We start from the raw sequence: 16,119 nt of genomic DNA, 5'->3' as shown, positions 1-16,119 counted from the left end.
ACATTGAATACGGAACATCCAACATTGAACATTGATCTGGTCTCAATCCGGGATGTGATTCAGTTTTCTTTATCTTACCACTCGTGCCGATCGCTTTGCATCGGAACGAACTTTTTCAAGGCTTTCATAGTAATTCTTGCAGCAACTTTTCTCTATTTCAAACCATTACAAGCGCAATCATTAATACCTATCCACTCCGGCCTTGAGAAAGCCACTTCTCTATATGTCACCCAAAATGAAATTTACATAGTTGAACAGGGCAAAGACAGGGTGCTTAAGCTGGATCACAGCGGAAAGGTACTGGATACGATCGGAGGAAAAGGAAGTGGAAATTACCAGTTCAGTAAGCCGGTGGATGTGGACGCTACGAACGGATTAAAAGTTTTTGTTTCTGATTTCAATAACCGTCGTATTCAGGTTTTTGACCGGCGCGGACAATATCTGAGCAGTATTTCCGCCAGCGATGCATTCGGAAATAATCGCCCATATAACCCGACTCAGATAGCTGTAAATGGATTAGGGGAAGTCTTTTTTGTGGATGAGGCCGGGAATTATATCCGCCGTTTTGATTTGGATTCGAATCTCTTGGATGAGTTTAGAATTTCGTCTGAGATTAATTCTGTGGATGAGATGAATGTTACTTCCCGGGAAATTTTGATTCTCGACAAATCATCAAAAACAATCCATCGATTATCTTTGAACGGCAATTACGATGGGTTTTATCCTGCTGAAGATGTAAAAGCTCTTTTTGCATCAGAATCAGGAATCTGGAAGGCCTATTCTGACCGTCTTGAATTTGAAAACCGCTCAAAGCAAAAGCGGCTTATTCCTTTCACCTCCGAATTTGAAGCTGTAGATATGCATGTGTTGGAGGGAGTGGTGTTTATTCTCAGCGCTGATGAGTTATATAAACTTTCCATTTCTGAATGATGATAACTCCGGAAGAAATTTTTGATACAGGAATCCCTTTTGAAAAGAAGGCTCTTGAAGTCTTTGAATTTCAGCGAAATAATAATCCCGTTTATCAACGTTTCTGCCAGGCCCTCGGAATCGGTGAAATCCATTCTGCATCAGAAATACCCTTACTACCCATTCAGGCCTTCAAAGAAATCGAAGTGCTCACTGCTTCTGAAAATTCAAAATCTAAAACTCAAAATTTAGAATTTCAAAGCAGTGGCACGTCAGGAATGAGCCGGAGCAGACACCTTGTCCCCGATCCGGAGGTGTATCGACAATCGATTATCCGGGGAATGAAGCATTTCTATGAACTGGATGATTATGTGATTTGGGCATACACGCCGGGCTATATCGAAAACCCGAACTCATCACTCATATGGATGCTGAATGCGCTCATAGAGCGGGAGACATCCGGTCTGAGTCGTTTTTTGGATCTTGATCAACCGATTGATCATAAAGAGTTAGATAAAGTCCAAAAATCTGAAAAAAAGCTGATGCTGTTTGGTGCAGCTTTCGGCTTGCTGGATATGTTGGAAAAAGGGGAAACAAAGCTTCCCAAAGATTCGGTAATTCTGGAAACGGGCGGTATGAAAACGCACCGGCGGGAAATTACCAAAGCTGCTTTGCATGAAAAACTGGCTTCAGGATTCGGCTTGCCGAAGTCACAAGTTCACTCCGAATACGGAATGGCCGAGTTGTTAAGTCAGGCTTACAGTCGGGAGGGGGAATGGTTTGAGTGCGTGCCGTGGATGAAGGTGAGTATTCGAAATCCCAAAAATCCGATGGAAGAAGTAGAATATGGTGAAGAGGGGTTAATCGGGGTGATGGATTTAGCAAACCTCTATTCCTGTTCCTTTATTTTAACCGGTGATAAAGGACTGCAGCGAGATGATGGCAAATTTCAGGTACTCGGGCGTTGGAACCCAGAAAACCTCCGTGGCTGTAACTTCTTAATAGATCAGGATTGAATGAGCTGGCTTAAAAAACATATCGAATGCGTCAGACAAGCTGCAGATAAATGGCTCAACCCTGAAAACAATGTACTGCAGGAAGCCATACGGAAAACCGGGGATGAAGGGTTGTTCAGCCGGCAAGACATTGAATTCCAGCTTTCCGTGTTAAGAGAAAACATTCAAAATAATGAAATTGAGCAGTGGGTAGAACGGGCAGGTTTAAGTGATCAAAAAAACGCAAAAGACAATAAAGTGCTGTGCCTTCATGCCGGTAATTTACCTCTGGTGGGATTTCAAACCGCTTTGGGCACAATCCTCTCCGGCGCTGATTATTATGGAAAACTCTCCCGCAAAGATCCGTATTTGCTTGGGTCGTTTTTAGATGGAATATCCAAGGCAGGTTTAGATCAGCACATTCAGTACACCACGGATTTGAGTGACTTTAAAGGCTTACAAGCTGATAAGGTCATATTTGCCGGCTCTGAAGAATCAGTTCCTGATGTGAAAGCTAAAGTGACGGACCTGAATGCAACAAAGGATGAAGCGAAGTATATCATACGAACGGCCAAATTTTCCATTGCTTATCTGGAAGACTGGAATGAGTCAATAAATCAGGAGCTGGTGCAAGCCATGCTGAGATACGGGGGCAAAGGCTGTCGTTCGGTAGCGGTTATTGTAGCCGACTTTGGGTTGGAAGAAGTGAAAGAAGAACTTGAAGAAGCCATAAGACGATTTTGGAGTGAAAATCCTCAGCATTTAAAACCGGCTCCGGATGTACGATACCAATATGCTTACAACGAAGCCGTACAAAGAAAGCAGCTTTGGCTGAAAAATTTCCTGATACAAGAATCCGAAGATCTGCCGGATACCGACTTTACGGTAAACTGGGTGCAAGGAGGAGATGAGAAAGTCAGCAAGTTAAAAACTAAATTCGGGAGGAAGGTACAATCGGTGTATACCACTGGCAAAGAAATAGCCGGGATAGAGACGGAAGATCTGTCGACCGCCCAGCGTCCCAACCTTTGGTGGAAACCGGATGGGGTGGATGTGATAGAACGGTTAATCAAGTAAATCCCACCAATCCCATAAATCACGGTTCTATTTTTGAACCTTGATTTACAGGATTTTAGGATTGCCAGGATTCTCTATTTCATCCCTTCAATATAATCCCCAAACTTCCAGTCAGAGCTAAAGTCTCTACTCAGCTCCTGGTTAGTAAGCAAGGCTTTTACCATTGCGACCGGCATGCTGTTATTTTGGAGGATGGTGTCGTGAAATTCCTTTTCGGTCATTTGGCCAGATTCCACCAGTTCCTGTCGCAGTGAATAAAACTGCATGGCCCCAACCATATATGCAATTTGGTAAAGTGGTCCATAGTTACCTTCAAAAGATCGGCGGACTTCCGCTTCGGCATTGGCATATTCATGGCCCACTTTATCCACCAGGTAATCAATACATTCCTGTGGAGACCAGTTTCCGAGATGATAATTCAGCGAAAACACAATACGGGCGGCACGGTGCATTCTCCAGTACAACATCCCGATTTTGTCTTCCGGATTATCAGGGAAATCTTTTTCCCACAGTACGAACTCCCAGTACAGGGCCCAGCCTTCCGTCCAGAAAGGAGTGTAGAACATTCGCCGGTGGGTTTTATATCGGCGGGTCATAAACTGTTGCAGGTGATGACCGGGAATGAGCTCATGATGAACTACAGCTTTCGAAAAGTGTGGATTGTTTCCGCGCATACTCATCATTTTTTCTTCATGGGTCATCGTGTTGGTGGGGTAGGCTATACGAACCACTTCTCCGCCCAAAAAGAAAGGAGCTATTTTCTGCCATTCCGGACTCAGCATCACCATGCGCCAGGTTTCTTTGGCGAGGGGAGGAATTGTCAGGAGGTCTCTTTCTTCGAGGAAGCTGACGGCTTCTTCGGCTAAGTCTTTTACTAACGGAGGTTGTTCCCCGGCCGGGACATGGGTTGTTTTAACGTACTCTAAAGCAGCCTTCCAGTCATCGCCATAACCCAGCTCGCGGGAGGCTTTCAGCATTTCATTATAGGTCCAAGTATACTGCTCGTTGGCAATATCAATAAGCTGCTGAGGTGTATAGGAAATCATCTCGAAGCCTAATCGTCGAATAATTTCATCCTCACCAATAGGATTGCCAATTATTCCGGATCCATCATCATCTCCCGGTTTTTGATCATAATGCTGAGCAAGGGCTTTAGCGTATTCTTCAAGAGAAGTATCTAACGCTTCATAGGGTTTCTCTACCCACCAGGTGAAATCAGGATCGTAACCGTAGTAGAACTCATACGCTTCGGTAAGGCCCTCTCTTCGCTCTTCGATGATCTCTGCAGCCAAGCCGGCTTGCCGCTTGGAAAGAAGAGGTGTTTGATCCAGTTCTTCGAGAAGTGAAACAGTTGCAGCCTTCCAGTTATTAAAACGTACCGCTACTTTTTTTCCATTCATGGAGGTGCCTGATCGACGCTCGGCGATAAACTCCATCATTTCAGCAGGCGCAGGAATACGATCAACGAGTTTATTAAACCGTTCCTGATCGGCTTTCAGGAAGTATAAAGAGCGCTCCAGATCATTCTTAAAAAGGAGGAAGTCCACTTTACGAGGGTGTGTCAACTCCGAGAAACTAAGTTTATTCAGATAAGTCAGCCAATGGGTATAAAAATCTTCAAAGCGTGAAAAGTACTGGTCTGAATATTCAACAGAATATTTTCGTGACAAAGCACCATGATCTTCCTGATATACAATGATGGCATCGTCAATGGAAGAAAAGGAGGACTGAGCCTGAATTTCAAAATGGACAGAATACAATAAAAGTGAGGTAAAAAAGGTCAGTAAAAATTTTTGCATATCTCCCGCTTTGTTAAAGAATGAATGAATTTATAAAAAGAAAAAACAGGGAGAACTGCTATTGGGAAATTGTTAAGCAAAGAAAAAGCGTTTAACGTATATTACATCGATCAATAAATCGTAAAACATTATGGAAACGGTTAAAATATCTTCAAAATTTCAGGTAGTGATTCCAGTTAAAGTTCGGAAATCACTTGATTTGAAAGCCGGGCAACGGGTAAGGATGATACCTCTTGATGGTAAAATAGAAGTTGTGCCGGTACCGGAGGTGAAATCATTAAGAGGTTTTGCTAAAGGAATCGACACCTCAATAAACAGAGAGGAGGATCGGGTTTGAATGTATTAGATTCATCGGGGTGGCTTGAATATTTTACAGATGATAAATATGCGGATGTTTTTGAGCCGGTCATAGAGAATGATAAAGAGTTATTGGTTCCCTCCATTTGTTTTTATGAAGTCTATAAAGTGTTAAATAGAGAGCTGGGGAAATCAAAAGCTCTGGATGGAATAGCACTCATGGCCAATGGAAAAGAAGTGTCAGTAGATCAGGAGATTGCACTGAATGCTGCCCTCATCAATGCGGAGAATAAGTTACCAATGGCTGACTCTATGATTTATGCCATCTCCCAAAAATATGAAGCCGAACTCTGGACATTAGATGCTGATTTTGAAGGATTAGATGGCGTGAATTTCTTTTCGAAGAAGAGTTGAACCTTGATTTAAAGGAATTTTAGGATAGCCTTGATTAGGATGAAAGTGAAAAGGATCACATAGGCTGTCTCAACTGCTCGAAAAGAATCAGGATAATCAGATAATCCTTCCAATCATGGTTCAAACCATCTAAGCAAGTATCAAATCATTTTGTAAACCCTGATTTATTGGATTTTGGGATGGCCTTGATTATGTTTTAAATCAAAGAGCGGGGTTTATATGAAATATGGAGAGTTAACTCATCAGATAATTGGGTGTGCAATGAAGGTACATTCAGAATTGGGTAATGGTTTTCAGGAAGTTCTATATCAACGTGCCATGGCTTACGAGATGGACTTAAACAAAGTAGAATATGCCAGGGAGGTTGAGATGGATGTGTTTTATAGAGATATAATTATAGGCAGTAGAAGAGTAGATTTTTTGGTGAGTAATGCAATTGCTGTAGAGCTTAAAGCAGTTATTGAACTATTGGATGTTCACCTTTCTCAGGCCATGAATTATCTTGAAGCCTATAATTTAGAACTTGGATTATTGATCAACTTTGGAGCAACCAGCTTGGAATTCAAAAGGATCTATAACAATAAGTTCAAAGGTGAGGGGTACAAAGGAAATCCAAGGCACCCAAAAAATCAGGGTAATCCGTAAATTCTATCAATCATGGTTCTAGCATAGTAGCTTAAAACATTGTGAACCTTGATTTATGGGATTAAAAGATGACCTTGATTGGGTTAATTAGGCTCAGAATTATAGGTATTTACGGCCAACAAGAATCATGGTAATCGGAGAATCCTTCTAATCAAGGTTCAAAATCTGCAATTAACCCCAAAAATCCATTTCAAAGGTTAAACAGGATTATCTTATCTTTAATGCTCTGAGAATTTCGAAATTCAAAAAAGCATAAATGCACTCTTACAATCCGGCAGACATCGAGTCTAAATGGCAACAACACTGGCTCGAGAACAAAACCTTTGAAACGCCCACCGATAAATCCAAACCTAAGTATTATGTGCTGGATATGTTTCCGTATCCAAGCGGTGCGGGGCTGCATGTAGGTCACCCGGAAGGTTATACGGCAACGGATATTATTGCCCGATATAAACGAATGAAGGGTTTCAACGTGCTGCACCCGATTGGCTGGGATGCATTTGGGTTGCCGGCTGAGCAGTATGCGGTGAAAACAGGGACCCATCCGCGAATCACCACAGAAAAGAATGTGAACAAATTCCGCGAACAGCTGCAGGCTATTGGTTTCAGTTACGACTGGGATCGCGAAGTAAATACCACCGATCCGGATTATTACAAGTGGACCCAGTGGATTTTCCTGAAGTTATATGAAAAGGGATTGGCGTACGAAGATGAGGTGGCTGTAAACTGGTGTCCTGAGCTGGGAACTGTGTTGGCAAACGAAGAAGTCATTGATGGCAAAAGTGAAGTGGGAGGATATCCTGTGATCCGAAAGCCAATGCGCCAGTGGGTGTTGAAGATTACGGAATATGCCGAGCGATTGCTTCAGGATCTGGAAGAGCTGGACTGGCCGGAGTCGCTGAAGGAAATGCAACGCAACTGGATCGGTAAATCGGTAGGGGCCGAGATTGATTTTGAGATTTCAGGTCATGACGAGAAGCTTAAGGTTTTTACCACACGTCCTGATACCATTTTTGGTGCAACTTATATGGTGATGGCTCCCGAGCATCACCTGGTGGATAAAATCACGACCGATGAACAGAAACAGGCGATTGCTGATTATCAGGAAATGGCGGCCAAGAAATCGGATCTGGAGCGTCAGGAACTGAACAAAGAAAAAACCGGTGCATTTACCGGCGCTTATGCCATCAACCCGGCCAACGGGAAGGAAGTCCCAATCTGGATTGCCGACTACGTGCTGGACAGTTACGGAACCGGAGCCATTATGGCCGTACCGGGACAGGATGAAAGAGACTGGGAATTTGCTGAGAAATTTGATCTGGAGATTGTTCGCACGGTTCAGCCGGAAGAAGGGTTTGAAGGGAAGGCTTATACCGGAGAAGGAGTGGCTATCAACAGCGACTTCCTGAACGGGTTGAATATTAAAGAAGCCAAGAAAAAAATCATTGACTGGCTGGAAGAGAAGGGAGCTGGTACCAAGTCCGTGAATTATAAATTGCGCGACTGGCTGTTCTCCCGTCAGCGTTATTGGGGGGAACCGTTCCCGATTATCCACGTGGATGGGGAGCCCAAGCCACTGCCCGAATCTGAATTGCCGGTAGAGCTTCCTGAAGTAGATAAATATCAACCTACCGGCGATGGCGAACCGCCGCTGGCTAATGCCAAAAACTGGGTAGAAACCACCGACCCCGAAACGGGAAAAACGGCTATTCGGGAAACCAATACGATGCCTCAATGGGCGGGTTCCTGCTGGTATTATCTGAGATATATTAGTCCTGAATTTGACGGCGGGCCGGTTGATCCTGATTATGAAAAATACTGGATGCCGGTGGACCTGTATGTGGGCGGAGCCGAACATGCGGTTCTTCATTTGTTATATGCACGGTTCTGGCACAAGGTGTTGTACGATATCGGAGTAGTTTCAACCAAAGAGCCTTTCAATAAACTGGTGAACCAGGGGATGATATTGGGAGAAATGGAATTCACCGGTCCCGATGGTAAAAAGATTGATGAAGACAAAGTCGAGAAAAAAGGCGAAGGCTTTGTCCTTAAAGGTACCGATACGAAAGTAGAAGCCCGGGCTCACAAAATGTCCAAGAGCCGGGGTAATGTGATTAACCCGGATAATATTATAGCTCAGTACGGAGCGGATTCATTGCGGCTGTACGAAATGTTTATGGGGCCGTTGGAGCAGGTGAAGCCCTGGAGTACCAAAGGAGTGGAAGGCGTGAACCGGTTCCTGAATCGGGTCTGGCGCTTACTGGTGGATGAAGATTCCGGAAAAATTTCTGCTAAGGTGAAGGGTATCGAAGCAGAAAAGAAACATCTGAAACCGCTGCATGAAGCCATCAAAAAAGTAAGCGAGGACATTGAGGGACTTAGATTCAATACCGCTATTTCCGCCCTCATGATTTTTGTGAATGAAGCCAATGGTTGGGATGAAATTCCTTTATCTGTCGCCGAAGAATTCATCCAGATTCTGAACCCCTTTGCCCCGCATATCACCGAAGAATTATGGCGAATGCTTGGTCATGAAGAAACGCTGGCTTATGAAGACTGGCCACAGTTCAATGAAGAATACCTGAAAGCCGATTCCATTACCTATCCGGTACAGGTGAATGGGAAAGTCCGGGCTGATATCGAAGTGGATGCCGACAAAGCCAAAGACAAAGAGTATGTGCTTGGCTTAGCGAAGAAAGAAGAGAACGTGGCTAAATATCTTGCTGATGGAAATCTGGTGAAAGAGATCTTCGTGCCCGGAAAGATTGTGAATTTGGTGGTGAAGTAGCGTCCTGTCAAAATGAACTTAGCTGATTCATATTTTGATTAGTCATTTCGCGGCGAATGCCCGAAATCTAGTTTTTTGTCAGGAATCCACGGTTCACTGAATGGCAATATTTAGATTTCCGCCTTCGCGGAAATGACCCTGACCACTGAATAATCTTTATACCATAAAAAAGGCCCTGACGTGATACATCAGAGCCTATTAAATTCAATAAATCTGTGAAATCCTAAAATCTCACAAATCTCCGGTCACTTACCGTTCTTCAACCGGAGTCCAGCCCAGGCCTTTCTCACCAACATAAAGGGCACGAGGTCGAATCAGGCGGTTGTTGGCAGCCTGCTCCATAAAGTGCCCGGTCCAGCCGGAAACACGGCTCATGGTGAAAATACAGGTGTATAAATCAGGCTCAATCCCAATAGAATAGTAAACGGTAGCTGAGAAGAAATCTACATTCGGGTCAATGTCTTTCTCACTTTTCATGGTATTCAGCATATCCATCGACCACTCATACAATTGCTCATGTCCGGTTTCTTCAGAAAGATCTTTAGACATGGTTTGCAGCAATCGGGCACGTGGATCAAAGGTCTTATACACGCGGTGCCCAAAACCGGAAATCTTTTCTTTACTTGCTAATTTCTTCTTGGTGAATTCTACAGCATCTGCCGTGTCCGGATCTTTATCCAGCTCAAGCAGGGTATTCATTACAGCGGTGTTTGCTCCGCCATGAAGAGGCCCTTTCAATGCACCAATGGCACCGGTGACAGCAGAATACATATCAGACTGAGTAGCACAGATGGTGCGACAAGTAAAGGTTGATGCATTCATCCCGTGCTCGGCATGAAGAATCAGGCAGAGATCCATGGTTTTTTCAGCTTGCTCACCGGGCTTTTCGCCATTCAGCATATACAGGAAGTTGAATGCGGTGCTGCCTTCATCAAGCGGCTCTACAATATCTTTGCCTTTACGGGCACGATCGAAAGCGGCAATGATGGTTGGGATTTTTGCGGTGATGTCGATAGCCTGACCTTCAAACAACGTGTCGTCAAATTTGCCGTGCGTATCATCAAAATCCGCAAGCATGGAAACCGCTGTTCTTAAAACGGCCATAGGCTCAGCAGATTTGTCGGTCGTTTTAATATAATCGAGTACCGGCTCAGGAAGAGAACGATGCTCAATCAAAAGCTTCTTTAAGCTTTCCAGTTCTTGCGCGTTTGGCAGGCGATCATTCCAAAGTAAAAAGCAAACTTCTTCAAAGGTTGCGTTCTCGGCCAGGGTGTCAATAAGATACCCGGAATAAATAAGTTCGCCTTTTTGGCCGTCAATAAAACTCTTAGACGTTGAAAAGGCTACAATGCCTTCAAGTCCTTTATTGATATAAGGATATTGTTGCTCGTCAAAGCCTGTGTGAATGCCTTCTGACATTTAGTACTCCAATTTATGTTAAAAGAATAATCTGCTCGGCAAGAGCCAACTTCACGCTGCTAACATTTTTAAATTTACAAGCGTTTGTCGTTGGTAATAAAATCCGATTCTCGTTTGAGAAGAGCATCGAATATAGTAAAATGACCGCACAATTTTAAGTCAAAATGTTTAAAACTATGCGAATAAAACAATTGATCTTGAAGAAAGTGTGAAGGCGGTTACACATTGCTCAATCTGTGTGAACTGTAACATTGAAGGTAGTACAGCGTACTTTTTTCATGAACCAATTCAGCTGTCACTATGGAATCTTATCAATTCGATCCGCTTGGACTTGCCCATTTCATCTTTGCCATACTTTCAATGACTTCAGGGGCGCTCATCGTATTTATTAAAAAGGGAGGATCGGTTCATAAGAAGCTGGGCTACTTCTATTTCTTTGCTATGATTGGGCTGAATGGAACCGCCCTGATGATCTACAAGCTTTTTGGTTTCTTCGGGCCTTTCCATGTATTTGCTTTGATCAGCCTTGCAACAACCATAGCCGGTTTTATTCCTGCTTACCTCAAGAAACCAAAGCATACCTGGCTGGAGTATCATTATGAGTTTATGAACTGGTCGGTGGTGGGTTTGTATGCCGCCTTTTGGTCAGAGACGTTCACTCGCTTTTTTAGTTTTCAGGGCTGGGACGGATTTTGGATGTTGGTGGCTATCGCAACCGGTGTTACCTTTGCCATTGGCGCATATCTGATTAAAAAGAAGAAGAATTACTTTATAGATAAATTTGGCGGAAAAGAATATGCACCGACCGATTAGGCCTGTTTCTTGGCTTCATTCCAAAATACATCCATCTCTTCAAGAGTAGCATCTTTAAGGGCTTTTTCCTTCTCCTTTAGCTTCATCTCGATGTAGCGAAAACGATGTTCAAATTTGGCGTTGGTTTTTCGGAGGCTATCTTCTGCATTAAGCTCAAAATACCGACTCACGTTTACGAGGGAAAATAGCACATCCCCAAACTCATCAGCGAGTTCTTCAGGCTTGTTACCTTCTAAAGCTTGCCGGAATTCCTGCAGTTCCTCATCCAGTTTTTCCCAGGCAAGTTTCCATTCCGGCCAGTCAAAGCCCACATTGGCTGCTTTTTCCTGCATACGTTGTGCGCGAATTAAAGCGGGAAGGTGGGCAGGGAGTCCATCCAAAGTGGATTTTTTTCCTTCTTTGAGTTTGATGTTTTCCCAATTTTCAGGAAACCTGTTCTTCTCCGTCCACTTCTGTATCACCAAAAACATGGGGGTGTCGGCGGATGAGCTTTTCCATCAGCGTGTAAATCACATCACCCATATCAAAGGTGTCGGTTTCAGTGGCCATGCGGGAATGAAATACAACATGCAGCAGCAGGTCGCCAAGTTCCTTTTTAAACTCATCGAAATCCTGATGATCGAGTGCTTCAATAGCTTCGTAGGCCTCTTCGATCAGGTTATCCTTGATAGATTCGTGTGTCTGCTTACGATCCCAGGGACATTCCTTCCGGAGTATAGCTACCAGTTCAACAAGATCCTCAAACTTCCGGCTTGGCTTCATAGAAAAATGTTAAGTGTTAAATTTATGAATGTTGAATGCGTTCAAATTTAACACTTAACATTGAGCATTTAACATCGATTATGTTTTTTTCTTCTTCTTTTTGGCGGCAGGGAAGAGGATGTTGTTGAGTATCAGCCGGTAGCCGGGACTGTTGGGATGCAAGGCCAAATCGGTGGGGGGATCGTTTACCCGGTGAGTGTAATCTTCAGGATCGTGACCGGCGTAAAAGGTGAAGGTACCGCGCCCGTAATTTCCATGAATATATTTAACCTGTTCCCGTCCGGGTGATTCTCCCAATATCACAGACGATGATTTTACTTTGTCTTTCTGGAATGCAGTAGTTTGGCCGTAGAAACCCCGTACACTACTCACGTGATTTTGCGTCAGCATGGTGGGAACCGGATCCCATTTGGCGGAAAACTCAAACAGGGTAAAAAAGTCCAGCGACTGGTCAACGCGGTTGATACTTACCGGTACATCAATATCAGCATGCTCGTATTCGCCGGGATTCAGTACAATGTCAAAGTCCTCAAAAGCGAGTGTTTTGCTGAAATCCAGTTTTTCCTGTGCGTTTGGATCTGCAGGATCGCCATCAAATTGTTCCGGGGCAATATCCACGCCTTCAGCGGCCAAAGCAATGTCGAAGGTGTCGGTTCCGGAACACATCGCAAACAGAAATCCGCCGTTTCCTACGTAACGCTTAATGGTGCGGGCCACTTCTTTCTTTTGCTCACTCACCGAAGCATAACCCAATTCACTGGCCATAGCTTCCATTTGTTTCACCTGAGCGATGTACCAGGGCATACTTCTGTAACTGGCCCAAAATTTCCCATACTGACCGGTAAAATCTTCATGGTGAAGGTGAAGCCAGTCGTATTCATTCAGCTTACCTTCCAGTACTTCCACATCCCACACTTTCTCGTATTCCACTTCGGCGTAGGTAAGGGCAAGCGTTACGGCATCGTCCCAGGGTAAAGCCTGATCGGGAGTGTAAACCGCAATCTTGGGCGCTTTCTCAAGGTTTACCACGGCGGTATTGCTGCTGTTGCTTTCCACATTGGCAATAATTTGCCGGGCTTCCGATGCGCTAATGGTCTCAAGAGAAACGTTGCGCAGCCTGCTTTTCCGAATAATGTCATTTTCAACCTTTGCCAGGAAGCTTCCTCCCCTATAATTCAGTAGCCATTGGGCAGTATATCCATCGGTGATATGATTGAAGACGACACCGTATGCTTTCAGGTGATTGGTTTGTGAAGCATCCATCGAAATCAATACATGCTGCTGGGCCGAAACCATAAGAATCGGACTTAGTGCAAATAATAATACCGTAAACAGCCTCTTGATCATATCAGGAATTTTGATTGGTTAAATCTGTAAGTCGTTCTCTGGCATAAGGAGCATAAAATCCTTGTGGATATTCCAGAATCAGCTTCTCGTAAATATCTTTAGGTGAAATTTGAGCTGTTGAAGTTGTTGAATCAGAGTTCCAAAAGCAATCCCCGGCAGATTCACACACATTCCGCACCGACTGTATATTTGTTTGCTCTGCCAGTTTCGCCTGTTCCCAAAGTAACTTCTCTTTGATGGGAGTTGCCGGGTTAGAGGTCAGAAACAGACTCAGTTCATTATATTTAACCGCCTTCTGAATGTGAGGTGATTCTACGAAGAATAGGAGGGCATCATCCTTTAAAGCGGTAAAACTCTCATCGTTGATCATCGCTAAAAATTCTTCAGCGCTTTCAGAGGACTTCCCGTTGTTCTCCATAAAAACAGCATCAGCAAATCTGGAAAGCATCTCCCCGGAAGTGTCTGCGGCCGTTCCCTGCTGTAGCCAAAGGCGGAGTTCCAGAGCATCGTTGGCATAATAAGAGGTGTTCTGCCTGCCCAGTGATTTTAGCTGAATGCCGGCAAACTCATAATCACCGGCGTAGAAGTCGGTTAGGGCAAGGAAATAGCGGGTTTTTTCGGCGAGTTCTCCTATTTCAGCTTGTTTGTTAGAGCGGGTAAAATTGATGCGTGCCTCGGTAAATTCTTTTTGGGCAAGATGAATTCTTCCTTCCAGGTACGGGATTTCAGGAGAGTCTCGCATGGCAGGGAGGTTTCTAAGCTTCCTGAGAGCCGTCGTGGCTTTGCCGAGATCGAACACATGATCGAGAGCCAATTCGGCCCTTTTAAGCTGTACATTTCCCATACCGCTGTAATTATTGGTCTGCGTTTCAATGGAGTCCAGCATCACCGTAGCCAGTTTATACAGACTGTCTCTTTTGTTGGTGAAGTCAAGATTGTAATCATCGATATACTTGGCCCACTTTGAATATGTATCGCCCAGTTCTTCCAGGCCCCGCCATTTAATCTCACCGTAGGCATTGTCTGTATAGTAAGTGAAGGCTTCTTTGGCCAGTTCAAACTCATTATTCTCTGTTAGTTGCCGCCCAAGGTTAAACAGCGAGTAGTTATACGATTCAGATCGGCTTTCATACTCTTTGGCTGTGGCAAGAGCCCGCCGGTACAATTTATTTTCCTGAAGCAGCCAGATTTGCAGCTGATAAAATGTTTGATAATTGGGGGAAGAAATAGACAGATTACTCAATCGCTCATCAAGTTCAATAATGGTGATGTCGTACAGAATCGGGTCGTTGTATCTAAGCAAGCTGCGCTGTATATATGAAATCTGGTTCGGCGAGGCTTCCAATAAATTCAGCCACTCTTCTATTGCCAACTCATATTCCCCGGCTCTCATATACGCATTCGCGATATCCCCGAAAAATAAACGCTGGTTTTGAAATTCATTCCGTGCCTTTTTATACACTTCAACGGCCTCAAGATATTCACGCCGGCTCACCATCGTTCGGGCCGTGGTTATATAGAGCTGTAACTGCCGTGGATTAGATTCCAAATTGGCATACCAAATATCTAACGCTGTTTCAGTCTGCTCCTTGAAATGGTAGATTTCACCGATACGAATCTGTACCTGACTCTCAACTTTAGGCTGATTTTGGTAATTATGTGCTATTTCGAGTCCCTGATCGTACTGTTTTAACTGGATCAGACAGTCGATTAGCCGGTCGGCATAAACGTAGGTTTCGGGATTGTCTTCGTGCAAGTTTTGTAACAGGGGAAGTGCATCAGCATATTGTTGCTGCTGCATAAGTCGGGTGGCAAGCTGAAAGTCGCTGTTGTTTTGTGCTATGGCCGGGCAGCTCAGTAACCCGATGATCAAAAAAGAGAAAACGGTTTTTAAAAAAGTATTCATTAATTCATTAACTCATTATATCAAATTCCGGAAAGAAAGATCTCATCTCCCTGTAAAAACGGTTCAAAGGAAACCCGACCACATTATAATAGTCACCTTCAATTTTTTCTACAAACAAAGCGCCCAGGTCATCCTGAATTCCATAAGCTCCGGCTTTGTCCATGGGGTTGCCGCTTTTTATATACGCTTTAATATCTTGATCACCTAACGTGCTGAAGGTAACTTTTGTTTGTTCATAAAAGGTGTGTTTGCCCTGAATGGTGCCGTTTTTATCAGTTTTAACAAATGCGACACCTGTGTAAACAAAGTGGTGAGTGCCGCTAAGCCGCTTCAAAAAGGCAAAAGCCTCGTCCTCATTCCCGGGTTTACCCAATACTTCCTCGTTATGGACTACAATGGTATCCGAGCCAATGATGAAGCTGTCGCTGAAATTGGTGGCAACATCGGTGGCTTTTAACTTGGCGAGGTCTTCCACCATTGGCCCGGGCTCGGCAAGTGAACTGATTTCTTCCACCTCGCTGGGGGAAACTTCAAAAGCCAGGCCAATTTGTTGTAATAATTTCTTTCTTCGGGGGCTTTGAGAAGCCAGAACAATTCGCATCATGCCGTATTTGTACTTTTGGGTTTAGCAGATAATTAAATAACTTAGCCAACCATTTCGATCTTAAATTTCAACTAAGTTAACTAAAAGAACATGGCAAAACGAGGACGTAAACAGGCGGATCATCAACCGATGTTTTTTTCCGCATATAACTACAAACTTATCGGGATTGCAATTTTCCTGATTGTAGCTGGTTTTACGGCCATGTATCTGGAAAATGAAGTGGACGGCTTTATCTCTCTGTTTATCTCTCCAATTGTAATTATGGCCGGCTATATCCTGGTTGTATTTGCTATTATGAAGCACGACCGGGATGAAGAACCTGAAGCAGCATCCAGCTAAATAAA

Annotated in this window: 16 protein-coding genes; 9 read left to right on the top strand and 7 right to left on the bottom strand. The window is 44.0% G+C overall.

Annotation, left to right across the window (positions count from 1 at the left end):
* The first annotated feature begins 3 nt into the window (after nucleotides 1-3).
* Genes ABFW99_RS10305 through ABFW99_RS10295 form a run of 3 tightly spaced genes read left to right on the top strand, consistent with a single transcriptional unit; the run spans nucleotide 4 to nucleotide 2,981 of the window.
* Nucleotides 4-930, top strand: coding sequence for a hypothetical protein (locus ABFW99_RS10305; RefSeq protein ID WP_349353414.1), 927 nt, complete (start codon nucleotides 4-6; stop codon nucleotides 928-930).
* Nucleotides 927-1,925, top strand: coding sequence for a LuxE/PaaK family acyltransferase (locus ABFW99_RS10300; protein WP_349353413.1), 999 nt, complete (start codon nucleotides 927-929; stop codon nucleotides 1,923-1,925). The genes ABFW99_RS10305 and ABFW99_RS10300 overlap by 4 nt, the downstream gene beginning before the upstream one ends.
* On the top strand, nucleotides 1,926-2,981 hold the full coding sequence (locus ABFW99_RS10295; RefSeq protein ID WP_349353412.1) for an acyl-CoA reductase: 1,056 nt from the start codon (nucleotides 1,926-1,928) through the stop codon (nucleotides 2,979-2,981).
* Between the two features lie 74 nt (nucleotides 2,982-3,055).
* Here the strand turns inward: ABFW99_RS10295 and ABFW99_RS10290 are convergent, their stop codons facing one another.
* The gene (locus ABFW99_RS10290) at nucleotides 3,056-4,780 is read right to left on the bottom strand and encodes a DUF885 family protein (RefSeq protein ID WP_349353411.1); all 1,725 of its coding nucleotides are present in this window, start codon (nucleotides 4,778-4,780) and stop codon (nucleotides 3,056-3,058) included.
* Between the two features lie 130 nt (nucleotides 4,781-4,910).
* On the opposite strand from ABFW99_RS10290, the gene ABFW99_RS10285 reads away from it, so the two are divergent.
* The 4 genes from ABFW99_RS10285 to leuS all read left to right on the top strand — a co-directional run bounded on the left by ABFW99_RS10285 (nucleotide 4,911) and on the right by leuS (nucleotide 8,924).
* The gene (locus ABFW99_RS10285) at nucleotides 4,911-5,117 is read left to right on the top strand and encodes an AbrB/MazE/SpoVT family DNA-binding domain-containing protein (protein WP_349353410.1); all 207 of its coding nucleotides are present in this window, start codon (nucleotides 4,911-4,913) and stop codon (nucleotides 5,115-5,117) included.
* On the top strand, nucleotides 5,114-5,491 hold the full coding sequence (locus ABFW99_RS10280; RefSeq protein ID WP_349353409.1) for a type II toxin-antitoxin system VapC family toxin: 378 nt from the start codon (nucleotides 5,114-5,116) through the stop codon (nucleotides 5,489-5,491). The genes ABFW99_RS10285 and ABFW99_RS10280 overlap by 4 nt, the downstream gene beginning before the upstream one ends.
* 219 nt (nucleotides 5,492-5,710) lie before the next feature.
* The gene (locus ABFW99_RS10275) at nucleotides 5,711-6,136 is read left to right on the top strand and encodes a GxxExxY protein (protein ID WP_349353408.1); all 426 of its coding nucleotides are present in this window, start codon (nucleotides 5,711-5,713) and stop codon (nucleotides 6,134-6,136) included.
* Nucleotides 6,137-6,392: 256 nt separating this feature from the next.
* Nucleotides 6,393-8,924: a leucine--tRNA ligase gene (leuS, locus tag ABFW99_RS10270; RefSeq protein WP_349353407.1), complete on the top strand. Its 2,532-nt coding sequence runs from the start codon at nucleotides 6,393-6,395 to the stop codon at nucleotides 8,922-8,924.
* 249 nt (nucleotides 8,925-9,173) lie between these two features.
* On the opposite strand, the gene ABFW99_RS10265 is transcribed toward leuS, so the two are convergent.
* A complete protein-coding gene (locus ABFW99_RS10265) occupies nucleotides 9,174-10,343 on the bottom strand; it encodes a citrate/2-methylcitrate synthase (protein ID WP_349353406.1) in 1,170 nt (389 codons plus the stop codon).
* A 300-nt stretch (nucleotides 10,344-10,643) separates the two neighbouring features.
* Between ABFW99_RS10265 and ABFW99_RS10260 the strand changes: the two genes are divergently transcribed.
* Entirely contained in the window at nucleotides 10,644-11,156 is a 513-nt protein-coding gene (locus ABFW99_RS10260; protein WP_349353405.1) for a DUF2306 domain-containing protein, read from the top strand.
* Here ABFW99_RS10260 and ABFW99_RS10255 read toward each other — a convergent pair.
* The 5 genes from ABFW99_RS10255 to ABFW99_RS10235 form a co-directional block, all read right to left on the bottom strand.
* Nucleotides 11,153-11,626 carry a MazG nucleotide pyrophosphohydrolase domain-containing protein gene (locus ABFW99_RS10255; protein WP_440707494.1) on the bottom strand — a complete coding sequence of 158 codons (474 nt, stop codon included), beginning with the start codon at nucleotides 11,624-11,626 and terminating at the stop codon, nucleotides 11,153-11,155. The two genes, ABFW99_RS10260 and ABFW99_RS10255, sit on opposite strands and share 4 nt — an antisense overlap.
* Nucleotides 11,580-11,918, bottom strand: coding sequence for a MazG nucleotide pyrophosphohydrolase domain-containing protein (locus tag ABFW99_RS10250; RefSeq protein WP_349353404.1), 339 nt, complete (start codon nucleotides 11,916-11,918; stop codon nucleotides 11,580-11,582). The genes ABFW99_RS10255 and ABFW99_RS10250 overlap by 47 nt, the downstream gene beginning before the upstream one ends.
* Nucleotides 11,919-11,996: 78 nt before the next feature.
* Nucleotides 11,997-13,265: an asparagine synthetase B gene (locus ABFW99_RS10245; RefSeq protein ID WP_349353403.1), complete on the bottom strand. Its 1,269-nt coding sequence runs from the start codon at nucleotides 13,263-13,265 to the stop codon at nucleotides 11,997-11,999.
* A gap of 1 nt (nucleotide 13,266) precedes the next feature.
* Nucleotides 13,267-15,171 carry a tetratricopeptide repeat protein gene (locus ABFW99_RS10240; RefSeq protein WP_349353402.1) on the bottom strand — a complete coding sequence of 635 codons (1,905 nt, stop codon included), beginning with the start codon at nucleotides 15,169-15,171 and terminating at the stop codon, nucleotides 13,267-13,269.
* 7 nt (nucleotides 15,172-15,178) lie between these two features.
* Complete coding sequence (locus ABFW99_RS10235) at nucleotides 15,179-15,775, bottom strand: Maf family protein (RefSeq protein ID WP_349353401.1); 597 nt, start codon at nucleotides 15,773-15,775, stop codon at nucleotides 15,179-15,181.
* Between the two features lie 90 nt (nucleotides 15,776-15,865).
* Between ABFW99_RS10235 and ABFW99_RS10230 the strand changes: the two genes are divergently transcribed.
* Nucleotides 15,866-16,114: a hypothetical protein gene (locus tag ABFW99_RS10230; RefSeq protein WP_349353400.1), complete on the top strand. Its 249-nt coding sequence runs from the start codon at nucleotides 15,866-15,868 to the stop codon at nucleotides 16,112-16,114.
* Nucleotides 16,115-16,119: the final 5 nt, after the last annotated feature.

The sequence above is a fragment of the Gracilimonas sp. BCB1 genome (genome assembly GCF_040117685.2).
Lineage (GTDB): Bacteria > Bacteroidota > Rhodothermia > Balneolales > Balneolaceae > Gracilimonas.
The sequence above is the reverse complement of the archived record's forward strand: the minus strand, read 5'-3'. Positions and strand labels throughout refer to the sequence as shown.